The 24,573-nt window shown below is 64.5% G+C and carries 28 protein-coding genes; all 28 read left to right on the forward strand.

Translation table 11 applies throughout. From position 1 onward, the window contains the following. The 28 genes from AC3WQA_RS04775 to AC3WQA_RS04910 all read left to right on the forward strand — a co-directional run bounded on the left by AC3WQA_RS04775 (nt 1) and on the right by AC3WQA_RS04910 (nt 24,568). Entirely contained in the window at nt 1–492 is a 492-nt protein-coding gene (locus AC3WQA_RS04775) for a hypothetical protein (RefSeq protein WP_492673941.1), read from the forward strand. Continuing rightward, nucleotides 492–884, forward strand: a complete 393-nt coding sequence (locus AC3WQA_RS04780) for a hypothetical protein (RefSeq protein WP_492673942.1) — start codon at nt 492–494, stop codon at nt 882–884. The genes AC3WQA_RS04775 and AC3WQA_RS04780 overlap by 1 nt, the downstream gene beginning before the upstream one ends. Next, complete coding sequence (locus AC3WQA_RS04785; protein WP_146463160.1) at nt 884–1,105, forward strand: phage head-tail joining protein; 222 nt, start codon at nt 884–886, stop codon at nt 1,103–1,105. Before AC3WQA_RS04780 ends, AC3WQA_RS04785 begins: the two co-directional genes overlap by 1 nt. Then, nucleotides 1,105–2,616 (forward strand): phage portal protein, encoded by a 1,512-nt coding sequence (locus tag AC3WQA_RS04790; protein ID WP_492673943.1) that lies wholly within the window; start codon nt 1,105–1,107, stop codon nt 2,614–2,616. Before AC3WQA_RS04785 ends, AC3WQA_RS04790 begins: the two co-directional genes overlap by 1 nt. A 34-nt stretch (nt 2,617–2,650) precedes the next feature. Then, the gene (locus tag AC3WQA_RS04795) at nt 2,651–3,892 is read left to right on the forward strand and encodes a S49 family peptidase (RefSeq protein ID WP_492673944.1); all 1,242 of its coding nucleotides are present in this window, start codon (nt 2,651–2,653) and stop codon (nt 3,890–3,892) included. A gap of 1 nt (nt 3,893) precedes the next feature. Then, entirely contained in the window at nt 3,894–4,271 is a 378-nt protein-coding gene (locus tag AC3WQA_RS04800; protein ID WP_492673945.1) for a head decoration protein, read from the forward strand. Between the two features lie 2 nt (nt 4,272–4,273). Beyond that, nucleotides 4,274–5,278: a major capsid protein gene (locus AC3WQA_RS04805; protein WP_492673946.1), complete on the forward strand. Its 1,005-nt coding sequence runs from the start codon at nt 4,274–4,276 to the stop codon at nt 5,276–5,278. Beyond that, nucleotides 5,278–5,580: a head-tail joining protein gene (locus AC3WQA_RS04810; protein ID WP_492673947.1), complete on the forward strand. Its 303-nt coding sequence runs from the start codon at nt 5,278–5,280 to the stop codon at nt 5,578–5,580. Before AC3WQA_RS04805 ends, AC3WQA_RS04810 begins: the two co-directional genes overlap by 1 nt. A 4-nt stretch (nt 5,581–5,584) precedes the next feature. Next, nucleotides 5,585–6,031, forward strand: a complete 447-nt coding sequence (locus AC3WQA_RS04815) for a hypothetical protein (RefSeq protein WP_492673948.1) — start codon at nt 5,585–5,587, stop codon at nt 6,029–6,031. 5 nt (nt 6,032–6,036) lie between these two features. Continuing rightward, nucleotides 6,037–6,237: a DUF7210 family protein gene (locus tag AC3WQA_RS04820; RefSeq protein WP_492673949.1), complete on the forward strand. Its 201-nt coding sequence runs from the start codon at nt 6,037–6,039 to the stop codon at nt 6,235–6,237. Next, nucleotides 6,234–6,986, forward strand: coding sequence for a phage tail tube protein (locus AC3WQA_RS04825; protein ID WP_492673950.1), 753 nt, complete (start codon nt 6,234–6,236; stop codon nt 6,984–6,986). The genes AC3WQA_RS04820 and AC3WQA_RS04825 overlap by 4 nt, the downstream gene beginning before the upstream one ends. Before the next feature lie 12 nt (nt 6,987–6,998). Then, nucleotides 6,999–7,400 carry a DUF6631 family protein gene (locus AC3WQA_RS04830; protein ID WP_492673951.1) on the forward strand — a complete coding sequence of 134 codons (402 nt, stop codon included), beginning with the start codon at nt 6,999–7,001 and terminating at the stop codon, nt 7,398–7,400. Between the two features lie 50 nt (nt 7,401–7,450). Further along, entirely contained in the window at nt 7,451–7,600 is a 150-nt protein-coding gene (locus AC3WQA_RS04835; RefSeq protein WP_492673952.1) for a hypothetical protein, read from the forward strand. A 5-nt stretch (nt 7,601–7,605) separates the two neighbouring features. Further along, nucleotides 7,606–8,250, forward strand: a complete 645-nt coding sequence (locus AC3WQA_RS04840; protein ID WP_492673953.1) for a DUF6441 family protein — start codon at nt 7,606–7,608, stop codon at nt 8,248–8,250. 3 nt (nt 8,251–8,253) lie between these two features. Next, the gene (locus tag AC3WQA_RS04845) at nt 8,254–12,297 is read left to right on the forward strand and encodes a tape measure protein (protein WP_492673954.1); all 4,044 of its coding nucleotides are present in this window, start codon (nt 8,254–8,256) and stop codon (nt 12,295–12,297) included. A gap of 10 nt (nt 12,298–12,307) precedes the next feature. Continuing rightward, nucleotides 12,308–12,715, forward strand: a complete 408-nt coding sequence (locus AC3WQA_RS04850) for a hypothetical protein (protein WP_492673955.1) — start codon at nt 12,308–12,310, stop codon at nt 12,713–12,715. Between the two features lies 1 nt (nt 12,716). Then, nucleotides 12,717–16,289, forward strand: a complete 3,573-nt coding sequence (locus tag AC3WQA_RS04855) for a hypothetical protein (RefSeq protein WP_492673956.1) — start codon at nt 12,717–12,719, stop codon at nt 16,287–16,289. A 22-nt stretch (nt 16,290–16,311) separates the two neighbouring features. Further along, complete coding sequence (locus AC3WQA_RS04860) at nt 16,312–17,577, forward strand: hypothetical protein (protein WP_492673957.1); 1,266 nt, start codon at nt 16,312–16,314, stop codon at nt 17,575–17,577. A 3-nt stretch (nt 17,578–17,580) separates the two neighbouring features. Continuing rightward, on the forward strand, nt 17,581–18,666 hold the full coding sequence (locus tag AC3WQA_RS04865; RefSeq protein ID WP_492673958.1) for a hypothetical protein: 1,086 nt from the start codon (nt 17,581–17,583) through the stop codon (nt 18,664–18,666). Beyond that, on the forward strand, nt 18,663–19,058 hold the full coding sequence (locus AC3WQA_RS04870; protein WP_492673959.1) for a hypothetical protein: 396 nt from the start codon (nt 18,663–18,665) through the stop codon (nt 19,056–19,058). The genes AC3WQA_RS04865 and AC3WQA_RS04870 overlap by 4 nt, the downstream gene beginning before the upstream one ends. Before the next feature lie 3 nt (nt 19,059–19,061). Beyond that, entirely contained in the window at nt 19,062–21,077 is a 2,016-nt protein-coding gene (locus tag AC3WQA_RS04875) for a hypothetical protein (RefSeq protein WP_492673960.1), read from the forward strand. Then, entirely contained in the window at nt 21,070–21,291 is a 222-nt protein-coding gene (locus AC3WQA_RS04880; protein ID WP_058719301.1) for a hypothetical protein, read from the forward strand. Before AC3WQA_RS04875 ends, AC3WQA_RS04880 begins: the two co-directional genes overlap by 8 nt. Before the next feature lie 76 nt (nt 21,292–21,367). Further along, the gene (locus AC3WQA_RS04885; protein ID WP_492673961.1) at nt 21,368–21,670 is read left to right on the forward strand and encodes a DUF6127 family protein; all 303 of its coding nucleotides are present in this window, start codon (nt 21,368–21,370) and stop codon (nt 21,668–21,670) included. Then, nucleotides 21,667–22,143, forward strand: coding sequence for a hypothetical protein (locus AC3WQA_RS04890; RefSeq protein WP_455342684.1), 477 nt, complete (start codon nt 21,667–21,669; stop codon nt 22,141–22,143). The genes AC3WQA_RS04885 and AC3WQA_RS04890 overlap by 4 nt, the downstream gene beginning before the upstream one ends. After that, nucleotides 22,140–22,595: a lysozyme gene (locus AC3WQA_RS04895; protein ID WP_492673962.1), complete on the forward strand. Its 456-nt coding sequence runs from the start codon at nt 22,140–22,142 to the stop codon at nt 22,593–22,595. Before AC3WQA_RS04890 ends, AC3WQA_RS04895 begins: the two co-directional genes overlap by 4 nt. 176 nt (nt 22,596–22,771) lie before the next feature. Beyond that, a complete protein-coding gene (mads1, locus tag AC3WQA_RS04900) occupies nt 22,772–22,969 on the forward strand; it encodes a methylation-associated defense system helix-turn-helix domain-containing protein MAD1 (RefSeq protein ID WP_492673963.1) in 198 nt (65 codons plus the stop codon). A gap of 66 nt (nt 22,970–23,035) precedes the next feature. Further along, entirely contained in the window at nt 23,036–24,085 is a 1,050-nt protein-coding gene (locus AC3WQA_RS04905; protein WP_492673964.1) for a DNA cytosine methyltransferase, read from the forward strand. A 21-nt stretch (nt 24,086–24,106) separates the two neighbouring features. Further along, nucleotides 24,107–24,568 (forward strand): very short patch repair endonuclease, encoded by a 462-nt coding sequence (locus AC3WQA_RS04910; protein ID WP_492673965.1) that lies wholly within the window; start codon nt 24,107–24,109, stop codon nt 24,566–24,568. Nucleotides 24,569–24,573 lie beyond the last annotated feature (5 nt).

Consider the following 24,573-nt stretch of genomic DNA (forward strand, 5'->3'; position numbering starts at 1 on the left):
ATGAGTCTTGCCACCCGTATCGAGAGCCTGGTCATCCGGGTTGCCCAGGAGTTCAACGACGTCCGCGCGACGGCAGGCAGTCTGGCCAGCCTGTCCACCAACGACAAGTCGAGTCTGGTCGTCGCCATCAACGAGCTCAAGGCGGCGGTCTTGTCTGCGATGGCCATCGACGACAACCAGATCGCCACCACCAGCACCTACTCGTCGAACAAGATCGTGTCGCTGCTGGACGCGCTCAAGGCCGACATTCTGGGTGGTGCTGATGCCGCCTACGACACTCTGGTGGAAATCCAGCAACTGCTGCAGAACGGCACCAGCGGTCTGGATGCGATTCTGAGTGCCGTCAATCTGCGCGTGCGCTTCGATGCGGCGCAAACCCTGACGGTCGCCGAGCAACTGCAGGCCCGCACCAACATCGGTGCGGTCGCCGCCAGTGATGTCGGCAACACCGATACCGACTTCGTCGTGATCTTCGACGGGGCGCTGGCCTGATGAGTCTTGCGTCCAGCATCGCCGCCTTGGCGGCGCGCATCGGCTTCGAGGTCAAAACCAAGATCGACGCCACGCATCCCGGCATCGCACGGGTGTGGGTCAGCTTCGGCTATGTGGGCGGTCAGGTCGTGATCGCCAGCGCGCACAACGTCGCCAGCGTGGTGCGCACGGCGGCTGGCCGGTACCGCGTGCATTTCGCTGTGGCGATGCCGGATACGAATTACTGCTGGACGGCACTCGCGCGTAGCAGCACCAACACCGGCCAGCAGCGCTTGGCCCTGGTGCGTGCCAGCTCCGACCTCAAGACCGCGCAGTACGTCGACGTCTCGTGTGCGACGGCCGCGTCGTCGTTTGACGACTCCTCTGAAATCAACCTCGTGGTGTACCGCTGATGGCCTATACAGAAGCCCAACTCCAGGCATTGGAGACAGCGCTCGCCAAGGGCGAACACCGCGTCAGCTTCGGCGACAAGACCGTCGAGTACCGCTCGGTCGATGAGCTGAAGGCGGCGATCCGCGAAGTCAAGCGCGGCATCCTGGAGCAGGCAGCCGCCACCGGGCTATGGCCGGGTGCGCCGCGCCAGATCCGGGTCACGACCTCGAAGGGGTTCTGATGGCCTGGTATTCAAAGATCCGCAGCCTGTTCGGCCAGCAACCCATCCACGAAGCGGCTGGCCGTGGCCGCCGCTCGCTAGCGTGGATGCCCGGAAATCCCGGGGCTGTCGCCGCGATGCTGGCGACCAACACCGAGCTGCGTATCAAGAGCCGTGACCTTGTCCGGCGCAATGCCTGGGCGCAGGCCGGGATTGAGGCCTTTGTCGCCAATGCGGTCGGTACCGGCATCAAGCCGCAGAGTCTTGCTGCCGACGAGCGCTTCAAGACCGACGTGCAGGCGCTGTGGCGTGACTGGACGGAGGAAGCCGACGCTGCAGGCCAGACCGACTTCTACGGCCTGCAGGCACTGGCCTGTCGCGCGATGCTCGAAGGCGGTGAATGCCTGATCCGGCTGCGCCCGCGCCGCCCGGAGGACGGACTGGTCGTTCCTCTGCAGCTTCAGTTACTGGAGCCCGAGCATCTGCCGATCAGCCTCAACCTAGATCTGCCTTCGGGCAACGTGGTGCGCTCTGGCATCGAATTCGACAGCCTCGGGCGGCGCGTCGCTTACCACCTGTACCGCTCGCACCCCGAAGACGGTCGGCTGGCTCCGATGTCCGGCCAGGGCGGCATGGACACGGTGCGCATCGATGCGAAGGAAATCATCCACCTGTTCCGCGTCCTGCGTCCCGGCCAGATCCGGGGCGAGCCGTGGTTGTCGCGGGCCCTGGTCAAGCTCAACGAACTCGACCAGTACGACGACGCCGAGCTGGTACGCAAGAAGACCGCCGCGATGTTCGCCGGGTTCGTGACACGGCAGAACCCCGAGGACAACCTGATGGGCGAAGGCGCGGCCGATGGCGATGGAATCGCGCTCGCCGGGCTGGAACCGGGCACTTTGCAGATTCTGGAGCCCGGCGAGGACATCAAGTTCTCCGACCCAGCCGACGTCGGCGGCTCGTATGGCGAGTTCCTGCGCACGCAGTTCCGTGCGGTCGCTGCTGCCATTGGTGTCACCTACGAGCAGTTGACCGGCGACCTGACAGGCGTGAATTACTCGTCTATCCGCGCCGGGATGCTGGAGTTCCGTCGGCGCTGCGAGATGGTGCAGCACGGTGTGCTCGTGCATCAGATGTGCCGTCCGGTGTGGGCCGCGTGGATGAAGCAGGCCGTGCTCGCCGGTGCAATCGAAGCCCCCGGCTTTGCGCGTGGTGGCCCAGCCCGTCGCCGCCAGTACCTGCAGGTGAAGTGGATTCCACAGGGCTGGCAGTGGGTCGACCCTGAGAAGGAGTTCAAGGCAATGCTGCTGGCCATCCGGGCGGGCCTGATGAGCCGCTCGGAAGCAATCTCGGCCAACGGCTACGACGCCGAGGACGTCGACCGGGAGATCGCCGCCGACAACCAGCGCGCCGACGACCTTGGCCTGATCTTCGACTCCGACCCGCGCTACACGTCCAAAGACGGCGGCAGCGCTGAACCCAATCGCAGCGCCATCGCTCCGGACGCCACCGGCGGCCAACCGCATTCTTGACCGGTCGCCCGACCGCCCTTTCCGAAGGATTCCCATGACCGTGCTGCCCCATCTGGCGGCGCGCCTGTTCGGCGTGCCGCTGGCGATCCATCGCCCGAAACTCGACGTCATCCTCTCCGTTCTCGGTGCGCGCATCGGCCTCGCCGATCTCGCCGCACCCGTGGGCTACACGCCTGCGGCCCGTGTGCCTGGGCCTCCAAGCGGCAAGATTGCCATCATCCCGATTCACGGCACGCTGGTACGCCGCACATCGGGGCTCGAAGCCGAATCGGGCCTCGCCAGCTACACCGGCATCAACGCGCAACTGGACGCCGCGCTCGCCAGCCCGGAGGTCGCCGCCATCCTGCTCGACGTCGACTCCCCGGGTGGCGAGTCGGGCGGCGTGTTCGATCTGGCCGACCGCATCCGCGCGGCGTCGCAAGTGAAGCCCGTCTGGGCCGTGGCCAACGACATGGCGTTCTCTGCAGCCTATGCGCTGGCGTCTGCCGCCACCCGCGTGTTCGTCGCGCGCACTGGCGGCGTCGGCTCGATCGGCGTCATCGCCATGCACATCGATCAATCCGTCAAGGATGCCAAGGACGGTGTTCGTTACACAGCCGTGTTCGCGGGCGAACGCAAGAACGACCTCAACCCGCACGAACCGATCTCCGACGCCGCGCACACGGTTCTCAAGGCCGAAGTGGATCGCGTCTACGAGCTGTTCGTCGAGACCGTCGCGCGCCATCGCGGCCTCGACGCGGACGCCGTTCGTGCCACCGAAGCGGGCCTTTTCTTCGGCCCGGATGCCGTCGCCACCGGTTTGGCCGACGCCGTCGGCTGTTTCGACGACGCGCTCGCCCAGCTCTCGCAATCGCTTTCCTCACTCCCGACTCAGGTGGCTCCGGCCAGCCAAGCGGGCTTTCTTCGCAACCACCAGATGGAGTCTTCCATGAATGATCGAACCGACCCCGCTGCTCCTGATCGGCCTCTTGCTGATTTTGCTGGCAGTTCTCCTCAACCGTCCGCCGCCTCCACCGCCACCGCGCTGAGCGTGGCCGACGCCGTCGAAATCGCCCAGACCTGCACGCTGGCAGGGCGAACCGACCTGATCGCTGGCTTCCTCGAAGCCCAGTCCTCACCGGCCAAGGTGCGCAGCCAACTGCTCGCGGCGCAGGCCGAAGCCAGTCCCGAGATCACCAGCCGCATCGCGCCCGATGCCGCGCACCCTGAGGCCACCAGTCCGCTGATCGACGCAGCCAAGCGGATCGCCGCGCAATCCACCAAGAAGGAGATCTGAGATGCCCGTTCTCGCTGAACCCCTGAACCTGGGCGACCTGCTCAAGTATGAAGCGCCCAACCTCTACTCGCGCGACCGCGTCACGGTCGCATCGGGTCAGAACCTGCCGCTGGGCACGGTCGTCGGCATCGTCACCGCGACGGCCAGGTTCAAACAAATCGACCCGTCCGCAGAGGACGGCACGCAGGTCGCCGCTGGTGTACTGCTGCAGGCCTGCGATGCCACCTCAATCGACCGTGATGACGGTCTTGTCGTCGCGCGCCACGCCATCGTCGCTCACCACGCGCTCGCGTGGCCCGATGCCATCACTACCGCCGAAAAACTCACCGCCATCGCTCAGCTCAAGGCGCTGGGCGTGCTCGTCCGCCAAGGAGCCTGACCATGAACAACCCCTTCAGCAATCCCGCCTTCTCGATGGCCGCGCTGACCGCCGCCATCAACATCCTGCCCAACCGCTATGGGCGTCTGGAAGATCTGAACCTGATGCCGCCCAAGCCGGTGCGCCAGCGCCAGGTCGTCGTCGAGGAAATGAACGGCGTGCTCAATTTGCTGCCCACGCTGCCACCGGGTTCGCCCGGCACGGTCGGCGTGCGAGGCAAGCGCAAGCTGCGCTCTTTCGTGGTGCCGCACATCCCGCACGACGACGTGGTGCTGCCCGAAGAAGTGCAAGGCATCCGCGCCTTCGGCTTGGAAACCGAAACAGAGACGGTCGCTGGCGTGATCGCACGCCATTTGGAGACGATGCGTAACAAGCATGCGATCACGCTGGAGCACTTGCGCATGGGCGCGCTCAAGGGTGTGATCCTCGACGCGGACGGCTCGGTGCTCTATGACCTGTTCGACGCCTTCGAAATCGCCCAGCAAACGGTGGCCTTCGAGCTGGGTACGGCGGGAACCAACGTCAAGGCCAAATGCACCACGGTGCTGGCGACTATCGAGGAGAACCTCAAAGGCGAGTTCATGAACGGCGTCCATTGCCTGTGCTCGCCGGAGTTCTTCGCCGCGCTCACCGGTCACACCAAGGTCGAGAAGGCCTTCGAGAACTGGCAGAACGGGGCCATCCTCATCAACGACGTACGGCGTGGCTTCACCTACGGCGGCATTACCTTCGAGGAGTACCGGGGGCAGGCGACCGATACCAGCGGCACGGCGCGCCGCTTCATCGCCGCTGGCGAAGCCCATGCCTTCCCGCTGGGCACCATCGACACCTTCAGCACCTACTTCGCACCTGCGGATTTCAATGAGACCGTCAACACGGTAGGTCAGCCGCTGTACGCCAAGCAGGAGCCGCGCAAGTTCGACCGGGGCACCGACCTGCATACGCAGTCCAACCCGCTGCCGATGTGCCATCGCCCTGGAGTGCTGGTCAAGCTGACGGTGGCGTGATGAACCTCGTCGAGCAGATCTATGCGTCGGCCGCGAACGCTGGGCTGCTGAAGGAATGCCTCTGGCAACCGTCGGATGGCTCGCCGTCGCGGACGCATCAGGTCGGCTTTTCCGCGCCTGATGACACCTTGCTCGACGGCCTGACCCTGAGCACCGAGTACGTGATGACCTATCCAGCCACTACGCTGGTGGGGCTCGCTGCGCGTGAGGTGGTCGAGATCGGCGGAGCGACCTTCCAGGTGCGAGACATCCGTGCCGTGGGCGACGGTTCCGAACTCCGCGCCAAGCTGACCCGGCTGTAACCCTATGGCTGACAACTCGATCCGCGAGCGGATTCTGCTGGCGGTGATGGCGGCTGCCCGTCCTGCGGCCGAGGGACTCGGAGCCACGCTGCACCGTTCGCCCACGGTGGCTATCAGCCGCGAGCAATGCCCCGCGTTGGCGGTGTTTCCCGAGTCGGAGTCCATCGCCGAGCGCGCCAACGACCGCGTCACACGCGAACTGGTTGTCCGCGTCGTCGCGCTCGCGCGGTCGGTACCACCCGAATCCCCCGAAACCGAGGCCGACCGCTTGCTCACCGCTGCCCACGCTGCCTTGATGGCGGACGGGAATCTCGGTGGCTTGGCGCTCGGCATTCGGGAGCAGGAATGCGAGTGGGAAGTCGAGGACGCCGACGCGGTGGCCGTGGCTCTCCCGGCGCGTTACCGCATCACGTACCGGACGCTGGCCAATGACCTTTCAACCCTTGGATGACCCCTATGACCCAACTTGTCTTGACACGCCCGCATACCCACGCGGGCAAGACGTATGGCGTCGGTGACCGGATCGAGATCGACGCCACATCAGCCGACTGGCTGATCGCGCACGGCATCGCCACGCCGGAGCCGACCGTCCCAGCCCCTGAACCCATCACTGACCCTGAACCCAAACCCCTCCAACGCAAGGAACCCAAGCAATGAGCACCTATGCCAGTTTTCAAGGCCGCGTCTTCCTCGGCAAGCGCGACATCGACGGCCTTCCCATCGAAGTGCGTTCGCCCGGCAACGTCGCCGAACTGAAGCTCTCCCTCAAGACCGACGTGCTGGAGCACTACGAGAGCCAGACCGGCCAGCGCTCGCTGGATCACCGGATGGTCAAGCAGAAGTCCGCCACCGTGAATCTCACCATCGAGGAATTCACAAAGGAGAACCTTGCGCTGGCCCTCTACGGCAACCACGTCGTCGGCACACCGGGCACGGTCACCGCCGAGCCGGTGGGCGGTACCACGCCGATCCCCGGCGACCGCTACTTCCTGGCCCACCCGAAGGTGTCGTCCCTCGTCGTGGTGGACTCTGCCGGCACGCCCGCGACCCTGGTCTTGGGCACGAACTACACCGCCGACCTGGACTTCGGTGCCATCCAGTTTCTGGATACCACCGGCTTCACCGCGCCGTTCAAGGCCAGCTATGCCTACGGCGTGGCCACCGAAATCGGCATCTTCACGCAGGCACTGCCGGAACGCTTCCTGCGGCTCGAAGGCATCAACACCGCGCAGGGCAATGCCAAGGTGCTGGTCGAGCTCTACCGCGTGGCCTTCGATCCCCTGAAGGAAATTTCCTTCATCTCGGACGAGTACAACAAGTTCGAGCTGGAGGGATCGCTGCTGGCCGACACCACCAAGCCATTTGATGCGGTGCTGGGCCAGTTCGGCCGCATCGTGCAGCTCTGATCGGGGTGAGCCATGAGTGATCTGGAAACCCTGATTCCACAAAGTATCGAACTGGTCATCGATGGCGAGCCGCTGGCCATCAAACCGCTGAAGGTCGGGCAGATGCCCGGCTTCTTGCGGGCGATCTCGCCGGTGATGCAGCAGCTCACCGCCACGGACATCGACTGGCTGGCGCTGTTCGGTGAGCGTGGCGACGACCTGCTGTCGGCCATCGCCATCGCGGTCGGCAAACCCCGCGCGTGGGTCGATGAGCTAGCCGCCGACGAGGCGATCCTGCTGGCGGCCAAGGTGATCAAGGTGAACGCCGATTTTTTTACCCGGACGGTGATCCCGAAACTCGACGGTCTGTTCGGCCAAGTGAAGCTGCCGCCGGCAGTGAAAGCGGCGGCTGGTTCGATGCCGTCCAGCACCTGATCGAGCGCGGCCACCGCCTGCCCGACATCCTCGGCTACACCCTGGCGCAGGTGCGCGGCTTCGTCGCGGCGACGGCGCGCACCGACGCGGCCCGAGATGCGCGGCTGCTGTCCGTGATTGCCATCGGCACGCGCGGCGATGCCCGCCACCTCGACCAGACCCTCGACCGCCTCACCGACAAGGCCAGCGACCGTGCCTGACAACCATGCGCATTTCCGTCCAAATCGATAGCGCCGCCGCCCAGGCGCAACTGCGGCGGTGGGGCGGCGAGTTCCGCGACAAGGTCAAGAAGGCGGTAGCACGCGCCATTGCCAGCGAAGCGGTCGAACTCAAGCAGGACGTGCGCAGCCACGTCGCAAGCCAGATGGCCGTGGTCAAGAAGTCCTTCCTCAAGGGCTTCACTGCCAAGGTGCTGGACAAAGACCCGAACCGGCTGCCCGCGCTCTACGTCGGTTCGCGCATTCCGTGGTCGGGGATGCACGAGACCGGCGGTCTGATCGCCGGTCGAATGCTGATCCCGCTGCACGGACGGGTTGGGCGCAAGCGCTTCAAGGCGCAGATCGCCGAGCTGATGCGCGGCGGCAATGCCTATTTCATCAAGAACGCAAAGGGGAACATCGTCCTGATGGCCGAGAACATCAAAGAGCACGACCGGCCACTGGCGGGCTTCAAGCGCCGCTACCGCAAGGCCGAGGGCATCAAGCGCATCAAGCGCGGTGCGGACGTGCCCATCGCCGTCCTGGTGCCCAAGGTCGCGCTCAGGAAGCGCCTCGACGTCGAACGTCTGGTCGCGGGTCGCATCCCGCGTCTGGCGGCCGAGGTCGAGAAGCAGATCAGCACAGTGGATTGATTCATGGCCAAGCGAATTTCCATCCTCGTCGCGCTCGAAGGGGCCGACGACGGGCTCAAACGCGCCATCACATCCGCCGAGCGCAGTCTCGGTGAGCTGTCGACCACTGCCAAGACCGCCGGGGCCAAGGCTGCCGCCGGAATGGCCGAGGTCAAGGCCGGGATGTCGGCCTTCGGCGATCAGGTGGCCACAGCCAAGACGCAGTTGCTGGCCTTCCTGTCGATCAACTGGGCGGCTGGCAAGGTGCAGGAGATCGTCCAGATCGCCGACGCCTGGAACATGATGTCCGCGCGCCTGAAGCTGGCGACGGCGGGCCAGCGTGAGTTCACGACCGCGCAAGCGGCCCTGTTCGACATTGCCCAGCGCATCGGCGTGCCGATTCAGGAAACGGCCACCCTCTACGGCAAACTCCAGCAGGCCGTGCGGATGCTGGGTGGCGAGCAGAAGGACGCACTGACGATCACCGAAAGCATCTCGCAGGCGCTGCGCCTGTCGGGTGCCTCGGCCACCGAAGCGCAGTCCTCCTTGCTGCAGTTCGGTCAGGCGCTCGCCTCCGGGGTGTTGCGGGGCGAGGAGTTCAACTCCGTCGTCGAAAACAGCCCCCGTCTAGCGCAGGCCCTGGCCGATGGACTGAATGTGCCCATCGGGCGGCTGCGCAAGCTGGCCGAGGAAGGCCGCCTGACTGCCGATGTGGTGGTCAATGCGCTGATGAGCCAGAAGGACAAGCTGGCCAGCGAGTACGCGCAATTGCCGCAGACGGTGAGCCAAGCCTTCGAGCGGCTGCGCAACGCTTTCGGGCAGTGGATCAACAGGGTCGACGAATCGACCGGGCTGACCAAGAAGCTGGCCGAGGCCCTGACGTGGCTGGCGCAGAACCTCGACACGGTGATGCAGTGGTTGAAGCGTATCGCCGAGGTCGGTCTGGCCGTGCTGATCTACCGCCTGATCCCGGCACTCATCACCGCGTGGCAGACCGCCGGTGCAGCCGCCGTCACGGCCGCCAGCGCCACCGCTGCCGCCTGGACGACGGCCAACCTGTCGGTGTCCGCCGCCGTGGCCAGCGTCGGCGTGCTCAAGACGGCATTCGCCGTATTGGGGGCCTTCCTCGTCGGCTGGGAGATCGGCACGTGGCTGTCGGAGAAATTCGAGATCGTCCGCAAGGCGGGCATCTTCATGGTCGAGGTGCTGATGAAAGGCATCGAGCAGTTGCAGTACCGCTGGGAAGTATTCAAGGCGGTATTCACCTCCGACACCATCGAACAGGCCACCAAGCGCCACGAAGCCCGTCTTGTGGAGATGAACCAGATCTTCGCGCAGATGTACGCCGACGCGACCAAGGGAGCGGATGCCGCCAAGGGAGCGATGAACACGGCGGCGACGGCTGCGGAAGAGATTGCCAAGCGGCTCGAAGCCGTGCGTCAGGGCACCCAGGAAGCGGTCGGGCGCGGCATCGAGGCCGTCCACGGTGCCTTGGAGAAGCTGAAATCCCGCCTCGGTGAGGTCGAACAGGCCGTCGGCAAGGCCAACCAGACGGTCAACGACGCCACGGCCAAGATGGCCGAGGCGTACAAGGGCCTGACGTCCATCGTCGAGGCCAACCTGCAGCGCCAGATCGAGGCTGTGAAGGCGCGCTACCAGCAGGAACAATCGGCGCTAGAACTCTCGAAGCAGTCCGAAGCCGCGCTGATCACCAAGTCGACGCAGCTTCTGACTGAGGCGCTGACCCAGCAGACCACGCTGCGGCGGCAGGCTACGACGGACGCGTTGAAACTGATCGACGACGAGTCCCGGGCCAAGATCGAGGCGGCGCGTCGTGATGGGCAGACCGAGGCCGAACGCGCCGCCAACGTCACCCGCGTCGAGAGCGAAATCCTGGCCACCAAGCGCCAGACGATGACACAGGCGCTGGCCGAGTATCGGCAGCACATCGACGCGCTCAACGCCGAGGCCAACCGACATCTGGCCGAGATAAAGCGCATCGAGGAGGAGAAGCGCCAGCTCTCGATGACGACGGAGGAACGTGTCCGCGACATCCGTCGCCAGAGCATGACCGATTTCGAGGCGACCGAGGATCGCAAGCGCCAGATCGCCGAATACCAGGAGAAAGCCCGCGAGGCGCTGGCGAACGGTGAGTTCGAGCAGGCCCGGCAATTGGCACAGAAAGCGATGGACTTGGCCTCACAGGTGGCCAGCTCGCAAACCAGCGAGGCCAAGCGCGGTGAGGACGCCCGCAAGCAGTCGGAGCAGGCGGTGTCTCAGGTCACCCAGCTGGAATCGCAGTCACGCGACGCCTACCGCAAGCAGGAATACGCGCAGGCCGAAGCCCTGATGCGTCAGGCAGACGCGTTGCGCGCCGAACTGGCCCAGAAGACCAAAGATGCAGATGCGCAGATTGCTCTGGGCAAGGACGGTGTCAATCAGGCCATCCAGCGCATCCGCGATTCAGAGGAGATTCTCAACAAGACACTGGATGCCGAAGCCAAGGCGCACCAGACGGCTGCACAGGCTGCGTTGACTGCTCGCGAGCAGATCCAGCAGACGCTGACGCAGACAGAGACCCAGATCGACCAAATCACGGCCAAGTTGAAGGATGGCCTGAAGGTCACGCTGGACGCCGATACGACGCGCTTCGACAAGGCCATCGTCGATCTGGACAAGGCCCTGGCGGAAAAAGAGTACCTGCTCAAGATTCAGGCCGACTTGCAGGAGGCCGAGAAGAAGCTGCAGCAGTACGAGCAGCTGCTGAAAGAAGGCAAAACGCTGCCGGTCGACGCCGACGTGTCCAAAGCCAAGGAGGCGCTGGCCAAGCTCAAGATCTACGCCGACCAGAACTCGCAGTTCGAACTGAAGGTGGCGACCGAGAAGGCGCAGGCCGCGATCACCAATGTCGAGGGGATGATCAAGGCGCTGGATCGCATCCAGACCGAGTCCCGCCATCAGGTCAGCACCAACGCCGATGCGGCCCGCGCCGAGATCATGAGCCTGAACGGGGCTAACACCTCGAGCACGCACACGATCTACGTGACGAAGGTGGAGACAAATGCCACCGGCGGTCTGGTCGGTGGTGGCGTGCGCCGATACGCCGACGGTGGCGCGGTGGCCCCGGCCTTTCCCCGGATGAGCGGTGGATCGGTTCCCGGTTCTGGCCACCACGACACGGTGCCACGCACATTGGACGCCGGGGCCTTTGTGATACGCAAGTCAGCGGTGCAGAAGTACGGCGGCGGCGCGCTGTCGCGGCTGGCCAATGGCGTCGCACGGTTTGCCGTCGGCGGCCGCGTGCTGACTTCCGGCAACGGTGATTCCGGAGCTGGCAACTCAGACAACAAGCCCACTACCCCGAAAAAGAACCGCGAAGCGGTCGAGGCGATGAAGATGATCGACCTCGGCCTGCAGGGGATGAACGAGTACACCAACTGGCTGCAGTGGAACTACGGTGCTTCGGTCAGCCTGGATATGCGCAGCAAGACGATGGACGGCTACGGCAAGCAGGCCCAGCAGGATCGGAGCGCACTGGAAGACTTCATCAGTCGCAAGACGCTCACCGGCAACGAGCGCCAGAGCCTGGAGCGCATCAAACAGACGTGGCGGCAGGCGATGGCCCAGCCGCTGCTCTGGGGCAAAGACCTGGAGCGCGAACTGATCGACTACATGGAGCAGAACCAGGGTGAGTTCTACCGGCGCGGTGGCATGGCCAAGTCCGACACCGTCCCGGCGATGCTCACGCCGGGCGAGTTTGTCGTGAACAAGGATGCTGTGTCCCGGTACGGCGCTGGCTTCTTCGAAGCGATCAACAACCTGTCCGCCCCGGCGCAAGCCCTAGCCGGTCGCGCGCTGGCGGGCGTTCAGGGCTTCGCCACGGGCGGCTTGGTGCAACCCAGCGGGTCGCGTCTGGCACGCCCCGTGTTGGCAGCGGATGCCGGGCCCAGCCGCACGGTGCGTGTGGAACTGTCCTCGGGCGACCGCAAGGTCAATGCCTCTATTGATGCGCGCGACGAATCGCGCCTTCTACAACTTCTTGACGCTGCCCGAACCCGGGCGGTGTGAGTCCATTCCGATGCAACTGAAGAACCTCGCCGATGAGGTGGCCTTGCTGCTGCCCGACGATTTGCTGTGGAGCGATGAGCACGCGTGGTCGCCCGCCGTGGCGACCACCTCCTACCTCATCACCGGAGCCTTGCTGATCCAGTCCGCCACACGGCAGGCCGGTCGCCCGATCACGCTGGTGGGCGCGCCCGATATGGCCTGGGTCACGCGCGCCATGGTCGAGCAGTTGCGCGTCTGGGCTGCGACTCCGGTCGGCAATAGCACTGGCCGCTTTGCCTTGACCCTCAAAGATGGCCGCTCCTTCACCGTGGCCTTCCGGCACGCGGAAACGGCCATCGAAGCCGAGCCGGTGCTGGGCATCCCGGCCCGTGCCGACACCGATTTCTATCGCCTGACCCTTCGATTCCTGGAGATCTGACATGCCGATCCAATCCGGCGACGTGAAATTGCTGAAGTCCGCTGTGATGGCGGACGTGCCTGAGGGCGGTGGCGCGCCGACCGGAACCACCATTGCCGACGGCGTCTCCAATGCTATCTTTCCTGACATCTCCGAGCTGGATCGCGCCGGGGGTCGGGTCAACCTGCGCAAGTCCTTCGTCTCGGTGCAGACCGATGACACCGACACCTACTTCGGTGCCAACGTGATCGTGGCCGAGCCGCCGCAGGATGCCCGGGTCAGCGTCACGCTGTTCAGCACCGAGAAGACTTTCGACACGCGCGAGCAGGCACAAGTCCGCATCGAGGCCTACCTCAACAAGGGCCCGGAGTGGGCGGGCTACCTGTTCGAGAACCACATCGCGGGCCAGCGCGTCATTCAGCTTTTTCAGCGCACGACCGACACCGTCCCCAACGTCGGGCAGACCTTGGTCTTGATCGAGAACGAGGGTCTGGGCACGCAGAAGGAGCAGTACATCCGGGCCACCTCCGTTTCGGTGGTCGAGCGCACCTTCACCTACAACAACGACCAGGACTACAAAGCCAGCGTCGTCACCGTCGATATCAGCGACGCCCTGCGCTACGACTTCACGGGTTCGCCCGCGACGCGCACGTTCACCCGCGCCACTAACAGCACCAAGGTGAGGGACACGGTCGTGGCCGACGCCGGAACCTACGTCGGGGTTGTGCCGCTGACGCAAGCCGCCGCAGTCGGCGATTTCACGATCAAGGGCACCTCGATCTACACGCAGTTGGTGCCGAGCGCGCAAACCGAGACACCCATTTCCTTCGTGCCGCCGTATGCCGCAGCAGGATTACCTGTGCCGGGCGCGGTGCCGGTCAGCTACACGGCCAGCCACGCCTGGACAACCAGCATCAAGTTCAACCTGCCGGGGGGGTGTTTGCCGGGGTCGCTGACCATCGGCACCGACGGCATCACGATCTTCGACGACGCGGGCCTGCTCAAGACTGCCAGCGGCACGTTGGGCACCATCGACTACGCCAACGGCATCCTGAGTCTGAACTCAGGGTCGATGTCGAACGCGAAAGCCGTCACCTACACGCCCGCCGCGCAAATTCTGCGTTCGCCGCAAAGCTCCGAGATCCCGGTCACGCCCGAGTCGCGCAGCCAGTCCTACGTGGGCACGGTCAACCCCGTGCCACAGCCCGGAACGCTGTCGATCAGCTACATGGCCCAGGGCCGCTGGTACGTGTTGTCCGACAGCGGCAATGGTTCGATCAAAGGTCTGGATGCCAGCTACGGCGCGGGCACCTTCAACAAGAACACCGGCGCGTTCGTCGTGACGCTGGGCGCGCTGCCCGACGTAGGCAGTTCGCTCGTCCTGACCTGGAACGTGCCGACGCAGGAGACGCAGCAGCCGTCCACCACCCTGAAGGCCGCCCAGAGCCTTGCCTTGACCCCGCCAGCCGGGGCGGCGGTACAACCCGGCTCGCTCACGGTTTCCTGGGAGTACGGCGGCACCAAAACGGCAACGGCGGCCACCTCGGGTGTGCTGTCCGGGGCGGCCACTGGCACCCTGAGCGTTGCGCAGAACCGCCTCGACTTCGCGCCCAACGTACTGCCTTCGGTGGGCACGCAGCTCACCGTCGCCTATGTCGCAGGGCCCAAGCAGGAAGACTCGTTCACTCACCCGTCCCGCAATGGCGCGGGGACGCTGCCGGTCACTGCGACCCTGGGGGCTATCGAGCCCGGATCGCTCGAGGTCGAGTGGAACACGCTGACGGACACGACTGCCCTGGGTGTATACACACAAAAGCAGATCCAAGAAATGGGGATCGGCCTGTGGAATGGCGTCGACCCGACGCAGATTGCCCGGGATGATGCCGCTGGCCGGGTGGTGCTCAACGGCGTGGTGGTCGGAACAGTGGACTACGCGACCGGAGCGGTCGTGTTCCAACCCGATGTCACGATCAAAATCCCTCGTCCGGTCTATTCCTCGCAGCGTCTGGGATGGGGTAGCTCTGGTTTGATGTTCCGTCTGAACTACGAGGGCATCCAGTACATCGACGCGCCGTCGATGTATCCCAACGATGAGTCCGGCTACGTGAAGCTGCGCTACAACAGTGCGGGCTCGACCAGCAACCACTCGGAAACCTTCCAGTTTCTACCGGCGTTCAAGCTGGTGCCGGGGGTCAATGCACAGGTGGTGACGGGCACGGTGCTGCTGACGATCAGTGGCGCGCAGCCCTGGGGGGACAACGGTCAGGGCACCCTGCGCGAATTCACCACCAGTGGCTGGGTTACGCGCGGCACGATCAATTACCTGTCGGGCGACGTGGCGCTTACGTCCTGGACAGCGGGAACGAACAACGCGATCACCCGCGCCAGTTGCGTGACCACGGTGGGCGAGAACGTCTCCAGCGAGTTCGTGTTCCGTACCGGGGCAGCACCCTTGCGTCCGGCCTCGCTGTCGATCCAGTTCGCCCGGGCCATCGGCGGAACGCAAAGGGTCAGCGCCGGGATCGACGGCAAGTTCGATGCCCCCGGCGTCAGCGGTAGCGTGGACTACGAGACCGGGCTGGTGCGCGTTCGCTTCGGCACCTTTGTCGTTGCCACTGGAAACGAAACCGAACCCTGGTTTGATGCCAGCAACGTCGGGACGGACGGCAAGATCTTCCGACCCGAGCCGGTGGCCGCATCCAGCGTGCGCTACAGCGCGGTGGCCTACAGCTATCTGCCGCTGGACGCTGATCTGCTTGGCATCGATCCAGTGCGCCTGCCCAGCGATGGGCGGGTGCCGATCTTCCGTCCCGGTGGCTTCGCCGTGGTGGGGCACACCGGCAAGATCACCACATCGGTCAGCAACGGCCAGACCATCAACTGCGCGCGTGTGCGCCTGTCGCGTGTGCGCGTCGTTGGCCACGACGGGGCGGTGATCAACACCGGGTACTCCGCTGATCTGGAAGCGGGCGCCGTCACTTTCACCAACGTGGCGGGCTACAGCCTGCCGGTGACCATCGAGCACCGCATCGAGGACATGGCCGTGGTGCGCGATGTGCAGATCAGCGGCGAGATCAGTTTCACGCGTGCCCTGACGCACGAATATCCGCTGGGGAGTCACGTTTCCAGCGCGCTGGTGGCCGGTGACCTGTTTGCCCGCGTCAATCTGGTGTTCGACCAGTCGACCTGGAACGGCGGGTGGTCGGATGCCTTGTCGGGCAGTTCAGCAACCGCGACGTTCAACAACACGCAGTACCCGATCCGTGTGACCAATCGCGGCGCACTGACCGAGCGCTGGATCGTGCGTCTGACCAATAGCACCTCGTTTGAGGTGATCGGCGAAAACGTCGGCGTGATCGCCACGGGCAACACCAGCGCGGATTGCGCACCCAACAACCCGGCGACTGGCGTGCCGTATTTCCATTTGCCCGCGCTCGGTTGGGGCAACGGTTGGGCCACCGGCAACGTGCTGCGCTTCAACACCATCGGCGCGCAGTTCCCGGTCTGGGTGGTGCGCACCGTCCAGCAGGGGCCGGAATCCGTGCCCGATGACAACTTCACGTTGCTGATTCGCGGCGATGTGGACACCCCTTGAACCGTAGAGAGGAACCATTGAGATGACCGACCTGACCGTCAAATACTTCAACAGCGGCATGACCGGCGCGCCACAGATCTCCAACAACTGGGGCGATCTGGTGACGATGCTCGATGCCTGCCTCGTCAATGGCTTCGCCCTGAAGGCCATCGACACGCTGACCTTCGCCGATGGCATCGCCACGGCCACCATTTCCACCGGCCACGCCTATCGGCCTTTTCAGGTCGTCGAGATCGCTGGAGCCGAGCAGCCCGAGTACAACGGATCATTCCGTGTGCTGACGACGACCACGACCGCCTTCACTTACGCGGTGACGGGTGCGCCGGTGTCGCCCGCGACGACGACCACGAACCTCAGCGCCAAAGTGGCTCCACTTGGGTGGGAGAAACCGTTCGCGGGGACGGGCAAGGCCGCCTACCGCAGCAAGAATCCGCTGTCGCCGCAGAACATCCTGCTGATCGACAACAGCCTCAAGACGCCCAACTACACAACGGGCTGGGCGAAGTGGGCCAACGTCGGGATCGTGGAAGACCTGTCCGACATCGACACCATCGTTGGCGCGCAGGCCCCGTATGACCCGAACAACCCAACTCAGAACTGGAAGCAGGTCACCGCCAGCCAGTGGGGTTGGTACAAATGGTTTCACGCCAGAAGCAATCAGTACGAGAGCAATGGCGACAGCGGCGGCGGTGGCCGCAACTGGGTGCTCATCGGTGACGACCGTCTGTTTTTCCTGTTCTGCACCAATGCGGCGGGCTACGGCTGGTATGGCCGCAACAGCTATTGCTTCGGCGATCTGATCAGCTTCAAACCCGGCGACAACTACGCCACCGTGCTGGCCGCCGACGACAACTACTCGGGGATGAGCAACTACTGGAGCTATCCAGGGCAGTTCAGCGGCTACGGTCTGGTTTCGTCCCTGGACTTCACCGGCAAGGTGCTGTTGCGGAATCACACGCAACTCGGCAATCCCGTTCGGTTCGGACTCACGTCGCTGAACACCAACAACGGCCAGCAGATCTGCGGTCGGGGTCCGATGCCGTTCCCGAATGGCGCGGACTACAGCTTGTGGCTGTTGCCCACCTACGTGCGGCAGGAGGACGGGCATATGCGCGGCATCCTGCCTGGGATGCTGTGGATGCCCCAAGACCGGCCCTATAGCGATCAGACCATCGTGGACAACGTGGTGGGTCAGGCGGGCAAGCGCTTCTTGCTGGTCAGGACGCAGTACAGCTCAGAAACCGAGGGCGCGCAGATCGCCTTCGACATCACCGGCCCGTGGAGGTAAGCCATGAGCTACCCGCTGAGCGAGTCTTTCGCCACGGCACCTGCCACCGGCTACACCGCCGTCCTGGGCGGAATGTCCGCGACCTACAACGACGTGCAGCAGTCCATCGACATCTCGGCCCCGAACAGCCAGTCCATCCTGCGCTTCAACGAAACCGCCCACGGCGACTTCTGGTTCGAGGCGGACATCGAGTTGCTGACCGACCCGAGCGCCCGCAAGCACATCGGTCTGTGGATGACCACTGGCAACGGTTCCGAGGGCTACCGGTTCGCACATATTGACGGTGCCTGGAGCGTGACACGCTGGAACAGTGGTTTCGGCGATGGCGCGGCAGTAACGGGCGGCGTCAACGATGGAGCCAAGCCGGTTGCCGGTGTTTCCGACGTGGCCCCGACCTTCAACGTCAGCCAGCGGATGACCCTGCGCTGCGAGGTCATCGTCGGAGCCTTCGACGCCAACGGCGTGCCGTGGGCCCGGCTGATCCAGTTCAAGGCCGGTGGGGTGCTGATGTTCCAGGTCGGGGATGCTGCCTACCGGGGCAAGCTGATCCCGGGCGTGTTCCTGTATGGGGCTACGGCGCGCGTCCACGCGATTGCGGGTGACACGCCGTCAGGTCTGCCCGCGTTTCCTGCGACCGTGGGCGTGAATGCCGCCGATGACCTGTTGCCGCTGGCCGGTGGATCGACCTCAGTGTTGCCCGACCCCGCCGCCAACATTGGCGTAAATGCCGACTGTGACCTGATGCGATTGAACAGCCCCAACTCTGAGTTGTGGGACCGAGGTGGCGGCTATGACTGGCAATTCCGCGCCATCCCGAACGGCCGCAAGGACATCCACTTCAGCGGCCACGGGGTGATCGTCGGAACCGTCAAAGAGAAGGGCCAACCCGACCAGCCCCTGGTGCGGCGGGTGCAACTGATCAGCGAGAACACGCGCGTCCTGGTGGCCGAGACCTGGAGCGACACCACGGGCGCGTACCGGTTCGAGCTGATCGACCCGGCCCAGAGATACACCGTGGTCAGCTACGACCACAAGCAGATGTACCGCGCCGTGATCGCGGACAACCTTCACCCGGAGATGATGCCGTGACCGTTGCCATCACTGTCGAACACAACGAGGCACGACTGGCGGGCACCCTGGCGTTCCTGGATGCGGGCAGCAACCCGGCGTGCCTGCGCATTTACGGCGGTACGCGACCGGCTACACCGGCGACGACGCCGACGAGCGCGATGCTGGTCGAGATCAGGCTCACCAAGCCTGCAGGCACGATTGCAGGCGGGCTCCTGACGCTGGCGCAGCAGGAGGATGGCTTGATCACCAGCACAGGAGTCGCCTCTTGGGCGCGGCTGGTGAATGGCAATGAAGTCACTGCTCTGGATCTGGACTGCAGCGGCACCGACGGCAGCGGCGACGTGAAGCTGGCCAGCACCAACCTCTATCTGGGTGGTGATGCCCGGATGGTGTCGGCGATCCTGGGGTAGCCCGTGCCGAGTGCATCCAGCGAACTGACGCTGGCAGCCACGCTGCCAGCACCCGAAGTCAGCATCGCGTTCGGCCCAACTCTGGTCAACCTGCTGTTCGATCAGCCTGCCGCCACCGACGCCGAGTTGGTGTTCGGAGCGGGCTTCGTCGCGCCGCGCGACGACGTGGTGGTGCTGGCCAGCCTGCCGTTGCCGGTTGTCTCGATCAAGTTCATTCCGCCAGCGCGGGCCGAATTGCTGGCAGAGCTACCTGCCTTGACGGTCAGCACGTTGCTGCTGCGCCCGAGCGTGCCCTTGGACGTTGTGGGCGCAAGTCTTCCCGGTGTCGTGTTCTCCGGCAAGGTCAGGTACTACTCGCGCACGCAGCGACCGACGGTTGGTCAGACCTCTCACCCTTGGCAGGTGGCGAGGCAGACCGAGGATGGTGCCGCTCAGGGCCAGCAGGACGCTGCCGCAACGCCCGCTGGCTGGGCCGCGTTCTGGCGGCGTACCTTGGGTATCCCGCAAGGCATCGAGCACAAGTTGCCGCCGGTGCTGGCGGCCGCGCCCGAGCAACGCGACGCTCGCCACCAGGATGCGACTCGACTGCAGGATTCGACGTGGTTTGCGCACCAGGACGCCACGCGGTTTGAAGCGGCCCGACGCGGTCTGTTCCAGAACGCAGGCCCTCTGCGGGATGCCACGCGGTTCCGGCATCAGGACGGTGACCGCACCAAGCGCGCGGGGAGAGTTTCCCGGTGGCAAAGCGCTGTGTTGGTGGTGCGCGGCCAAGGGAGCGATTTTCAGACTGCGCACCCGCAACTGAAGGGCTGGAGTGGCCGGTATCAGGAGGCGGTGCCGCCACCACCGGGCATCAGCCGGTGGGTGGTGCAAGAGCCGCCCGTTCCGCAGCCTTGCTACACGCCGAGTGCTTACCTGCTGTTTGCCGCGCTGGCACCGGCGGATAGCCAGCTGCTGTTCGTTTGTGAAAAGCACGTCACACCGCCACCTCCGGATGGTGAGCCGGTGGTCATTCCTGTTCGGAGGGTCTATTTCGTGATCAACAACGTGACCCTGCACCGCGCGTCCGATGGCGCGCCGGTGCCGGTGTTTAACCTCACGCTGTCGCTCGATGCATCGTCCTGGGCGTGGGGCTTCGATGCGGTGTTGCCTGCGAAAGCCGAAGCGCTGGTCGCGGGTAGCGCGTCCGGGCCCGTCGAGCTTGTGGCCAGCGTCAACGGCACCGCATTTCGGGTTCTGGCCGAGAGCATCAGCCGCGAGCGCATCTTTGGAGACGCGAGCATCCGCATTTCCGGTCGAGGACGCAACGCTGTTCTGGCCGCGCCCTACGCGCCGGTGATGACGTTTTCGAACACCGAGGGCCGAACCGCACGGCAGTTGATGGACGACGTGCTCACGGTCAACGGCATCCCGCTGGGCTGGGCGGTCGATTGGGGCCTGACGGACTGGAACGTCCCCGCCAATGCGTTCGCGCAGCAGGGATCGTGGATCGACGCACTGACCGCCATTGCCGGTGCTGCAGGTGGCTACTTGATTCCGCATCCATCGGCCCAGAGCATCCGCGTGCGTCATCGCTACCCGGTGGCTCCTTGGGAGTGGAGCACCGTCACACCTGACTTCGTGTTGCCGGTCGATGCCGTCGCCCGGGAGTCGCTGCGCTGGCTGGAAAAGCCTGCGTACAACCGCGTGTTCGTCTCCGGGCAGGACGTCGGCGTGCTCGGGCAGGTGACCCGAGCGGGGACTGCCGGCGATGTGCTGGCACCGATGGTCGTCGATCCGTTGATCACCGAGGCCGCCGCCGCGCGTCAGCGTGGCATCGCGGTGCTGGCCGACACCGGTCAACAGCTCGAGGTCAGCCTGCGCCTGCCGGTGCTCGCAGAGACCGGGATCATCGAGCCCGGCGCATTCGTGGAGTACCAGGACGGCAGCGTCACGCGACTGGGCATCGTCCGCGCGACGCAGGTGGAGGCCGGGATGCCCGAGGTCTGGCAGACGCTGGGAGTGCAGGCCTATGCATAACCTCTACGAGCAGTTTCGCCAACTAATCCCCGACCCGCCGCTGCAGGCGGGCACCGTGATCGACGTCGGCTCCGGCGTGGTCACGGTCGCATTGCCCGGTGGTGGCCGAATCAAGGCGAGGGGCTCTGCGGCGCTCGGCCAGAAGGTGTTCGTGCGCGACGACGCCATCGAAGGTATCGCCCCCAGCCTGACGCTCGAAATCATCGAGATCTGAAACCCAACTGATTCAACCCTGAGACCCGCCTTGATGCTCACGCATCGGGCGGGTTTCGCATTTCTGGAGAAAGCGAATGACCGACCCCGAACAACAACCCGCGCTTGTCGAGAACATGCTCCTGCTGCGCAAGGAGGACTTCGACGATCTGCTCGACCGTGCCGCCGAACGTGGCGCCGAACGTTGTCTCGCCCATCTTGGCCTGGAAAACGGCCACGCCGCCCGCGACATCCGGGAGCTGCGCGATCTGCTGGAGGCATGGCGCGATGCTCGTCGCACGGCTTGGCAGACGACCATCAAGGTGGCCACCACTGGCATCCTGGCTGCATTGCTGGTCGGTGCCGCCATCAAGCTCAAGCTGATGGGAGGCCCCCAATGATCGAGACCCTGCTCGGTGGCCTACTCGGTGGGGCCTTCCGTCTTGCGCCTGAAATCCTCAAGTGGCTGGATCGCAAAGGCGAGCGTGGCCACGAACTGGCGATGCAGGACAAGGCGCTGGAGTTCGAGAAAATTCGCGGCGCGCAGCGGATGGCCGAAATCGGCGCGAGTGCCGAAGCTGCCTGGAATGTCGGTGCCGTCGATGCGCTGCGCGAGGCCGTCCGCACCCAAGGTGAGAAGACCGGTGTGCGCTGGGCTGACGCGTTGTCGATCAGCGTGCGCCCGGTAATCACCTACTGGTTCATGGCGCTGTACTGCGCAGCCAAGACGGCAGCGTTCGCGGCCGCCGTCACCGCTGGCGCTGGCTGGGGCACCGCGATCCTGCACGCCTGGACGGAAGCCGATCAGGCGCTGTGGGCTGGGGTGTTGAACTTCTGGTTCCTCGGGCGCGTGTTCGACCGGGTGCGCTCGTGACCGGGGTACCAAAAACGGCCATCGAACTGGCCAAGCGCTTCGAAGGCTTCCATCGGGTGCCGAGGGCCGATCCCAGCCGCGCCCATCCGTACATCTGCCCAGCGGGTTACTGGACGATTGGCTATGGCCACCTGTGCGCCCCAAACCATCCGCCGATCACCGAAGCGGAAGCCGAGGTTTATCTGGCGGGCGATCTACAAACGGCGCTGGCTGCGACGCTGCGCTACTGCCCGGTACTGGCCACTGAGCCGGAAGGGCGACTTGCAGCAGTCGTGGACTTCACCTTCAACCTTGGCGCGGGGCGCTTGCAGACCTCGACCCTGCGACGTCGGGTGAACCAGCGGGACTGGGCCGCCGCCGGGACGGAGCTGCGGCGCTGGGTCTACGGTGGGGGCAAGGTGCTGCCGGGCCTCGTGAACCGGCGCAGCGCCGAAGCCACTCTGATCGGCTGACGGCACTCATTACTGCGAGCCATGTTGCGCCAGCAGTGTGCAATCACCAGCCAAGTCCGAATCAGACGAAATCATATGAAAACCCATCAAATCCAACTTGATCGGGTTACATAAGGCTTGGTTTCGTGCGATGATGTCAAGTGGCTAGAAATTCGACTTTTGATGGAAGTCAAGACATGACTGATCGCTGGTTGTCGGTCGAGGAGATCGCCGAATACCTCGGCGTGAGCAAGGACACCGTTTATGCGTGGATCAACAAACGAAACATGCCTGCCCATCGAATCGGCCGACTCTGGAAATTCAAATCCGAAGAAATCGACGAGTGGGTGCGCTCGGGCGGTGCTGCGGAAACCGAAGGTCGAGAAAAGGAATGAAGGACTTGGCTTCTGCCGGTTTCGATCGCCTCATGCAGTGGTCGAAACGAAAACAGGAGAATTGACGTGAAGAAAAATATTGCTTGTGTCGATCTATTCTGCGGCGCGGGTGGGCTGACGCATGGCTTCAAATTAGAGGGGCTTCCCGTCGTCGCGGGCATTGATCTCGATCCCGCCTGCCACTTCCCATACACGGCAAACAATGGTGGTGCCCGATTCCTCAAGCGTGACATCAGCAAGGTTACGACCGAAGAACTAAATGGGCTGTTCGGTGACGCGGAGTTGACGATTCTGGCGGGCTGTGCGCCTTGCCAACCTTTTTCGACCTATGCCCAGCGTTACGAGTTGGATGGCAAGGACGGCAAGTGGGGCTTGCTCTATCAGTTTGCGCGCCTCGCCCAAGGCTCCATGCCGGACGTCATCACGATGGAGAACGTGCCGACCGTCGCTAAGCACGAGGTGTTCCACGATTTCGTGGATACGTTGGAGCGACTCGGCTACGAGGTCTGGTACGACGTCGTCGATAGCTCCCGTTACGGCGTCCCGCAAATGCGGCGACGGATGGTTCTGCTGGCCTCCAAGCATGGCGACATTCAGATGATCGCGCCAACCCACGAGAAGCCGAAAACCGTGAAGCAGGCCATCGGCCATTTGCGGCCCCTCAGCGCCGGGGAGTCTGCCCCGCGAGACAAATTGCACGTCACCTCGACCTTGTCCGAGAAAAACCTCAAACGTATCAAAGTCTCCAAACCCGGCGGCACTTGGCGTGACTGGCCCAAGGACTTGATCGCCGAGTGCCACCGCGCCGAAAGCGGGCGCACCTATCCGGGCGTTTACGGACGCATGGAATGGGACAAACCTGCCCCGACGATGACGACCCAGTGCTACGGGTTCGGCAACGGTCGCTTCGGCCACCCCGAGCAGGATCGAGCCATCTCCCTGCGGGAAGCGGCGATCTTGCAGAGCTTTCCACGCGACTACGCATTCATCCCGCAAGACGGCGACGTGAGTTTCAAGGTGCTCGGGCGGTTGATCGGCAACGCGGTTCCCGTCGATCTCGGCCGCGCCATCGCTCGCAGCATCAATCAACACCTCGCGTCGGTCGCGGCTCGGTGATGGACTGACGAGGGCTACCCGATGCTTCGACCCGTGTCCTCTTCATCCGATGCCAGTCGCCGCATGGCGAAGGTGCGACAGAAGGGGACGGGTGCGGAAGTGGCGTTGCGACGGGAGATGTACCGCATCGGCCTGCGCTACAGGATCGACTACGAAGTGCTGAAGAAGCCTCGTCGTGTTGCGGACGTGGCCTTCCCAGGTCGAAAGGTCGCCGTCTTCGTCGATGGTTGCTTCTGGCACGGCTGCCCCGAACACGCCACGTGGCCAAAGCAGAACGCGGAGTTCTGGCGGGAGAAGATCGAAGCGAACCAGCGGCGGGACGCGGACACGAACGACCGTCTGCGATCCATCGGTTGGACGGTTCTGCGGTTCTGGTCGCACGAGTCACCGACCGAGGCCGCCCGAACCGTTGCGCGTGCGGTTGCCTTGGCCGACTCGAAGCATCGCGTGGTGCCGCCCAGCGCAAACGAAAAGAACCGATAAGGGAG

The sequence above is a fragment of the Rhodanobacter sp. FW106-PBR-R2A-2-24 genome (assembly GCF_058789615.1).

Excerpts from the sequence above, each read along its gene's own strand:
- AC3WQA_RS04820 (WP_492673949.1), top strand. The coding sequence starts at position 6,037 with ATGACCCAACTTGTCTTGACACGCCCGCATACCCACGCGGGCAAGACG.
- mads1 (WP_492673963.1), top strand. The coding sequence starts at position 22,772 with ATGACTGATCGCTGGTTGTCGGTCGAGGAGATCGCCGAATACCTCGGC.
- AC3WQA_RS04850 (WP_492673955.1), top strand. The coding sequence starts at position 12,308 with ATGCAACTGAAGAACCTCGCCGATGAGGTGGCCTTGCTGCTGCCCGAC.
- AC3WQA_RS04795 (WP_492673944.1), top strand. The coding sequence starts at position 2,651 with ATGACCGTGCTGCCCCATCTGGCGGCGCGCCTGTTCGGCGTGCCGCTG.
- AC3WQA_RS04830 (WP_492673951.1), top strand. The coding sequence starts at position 6,999 with ATGAGTGATCTGGAAACCCTGATTCCACAAAGTATCGAACTGGTCATC.
- AC3WQA_RS04790 (WP_492673943.1), top strand. The coding sequence starts at position 1,105 with ATGGCCTGGTATTCAAAGATCCGCAGCCTGTTCGGCCAGCAACCCATC.
- AC3WQA_RS04860 (WP_492673957.1), top strand. The coding sequence starts at position 16,312 with ATGACCGACCTGACCGTCAAATACTTCAACAGCGGCATGACCGGCGCG.
- AC3WQA_RS04775 (WP_492673941.1), top strand. The coding sequence starts at position 1 with ATGAGTCTTGCCACCCGTATCGAGAGCCTGGTCATCCGGGTTGCCCAG.
- AC3WQA_RS04890 (WP_455342684.1), top strand. The coding sequence starts at position 21,667 with ATGATCGAGACCCTGCTCGGTGGCCTACTCGGTGGGGCCTTCCGTCTT.
- AC3WQA_RS04910 (WP_492673965.1), top strand. The coding sequence starts at position 24,107 with ATGCTTCGACCCGTGTCCTCTTCATCCGATGCCAGTCGCCGCATGGCG.
- AC3WQA_RS04810 (WP_492673947.1), top strand. The coding sequence starts at position 5,278 with ATGAACCTCGTCGAGCAGATCTATGCGTCGGCCGCGAACGCTGGGCTG.
- AC3WQA_RS04815 (WP_492673948.1), top strand. The coding sequence starts at position 5,585 with ATGGCTGACAACTCGATCCGCGAGCGGATTCTGCTGGCGGTGATGGCG.
- AC3WQA_RS04825 (WP_492673950.1), top strand. The coding sequence starts at position 6,234 with ATGAGCACCTATGCCAGTTTTCAAGGCCGCGTCTTCCTCGGCAAGCGC.
- AC3WQA_RS04805 (WP_492673946.1), top strand. The coding sequence starts at position 4,274 with ATGAACAACCCCTTCAGCAATCCCGCCTTCTCGATGGCCGCGCTGACC.
- AC3WQA_RS04865 (WP_492673958.1), top strand. The coding sequence starts at position 17,581 with ATGAGCTACCCGCTGAGCGAGTCTTTCGCCACGGCACCTGCCACCGGC.
- AC3WQA_RS04845 (WP_492673954.1), top strand. The coding sequence starts at position 8,254 with ATGGCCAAGCGAATTTCCATCCTCGTCGCGCTCGAAGGGGCCGACGAC.
- AC3WQA_RS04785 (WP_146463160.1), top strand. The coding sequence starts at position 884 with ATGGCCTATACAGAAGCCCAACTCCAGGCATTGGAGACAGCGCTCGCC.
- AC3WQA_RS04885 (WP_492673961.1), top strand. The coding sequence starts at position 21,368 with ATGACCGACCCCGAACAACAACCCGCGCTTGTCGAGAACATGCTCCTG.
- AC3WQA_RS04880 (WP_058719301.1), top strand. The coding sequence starts at position 21,070 with ATGCATAACCTCTACGAGCAGTTTCGCCAACTAATCCCCGACCCGCCG.
- AC3WQA_RS04855 (WP_492673956.1), top strand. The coding sequence starts at position 12,717 with ATGCCGATCCAATCCGGCGACGTGAAATTGCTGAAGTCCGCTGTGATG.
- AC3WQA_RS04800 (WP_492673945.1), top strand. The coding sequence starts at position 3,894 with ATGCCCGTTCTCGCTGAACCCCTGAACCTGGGCGACCTGCTCAAGTAT.
- AC3WQA_RS04780 (WP_492673942.1), top strand. The coding sequence starts at position 492 with ATGAGTCTTGCGTCCAGCATCGCCGCCTTGGCGGCGCGCATCGGCTTC.
- AC3WQA_RS04840 (WP_492673953.1), top strand. The coding sequence starts at position 7,606 with ATGCGCATTTCCGTCCAAATCGATAGCGCCGCCGCCCAGGCGCAACTG.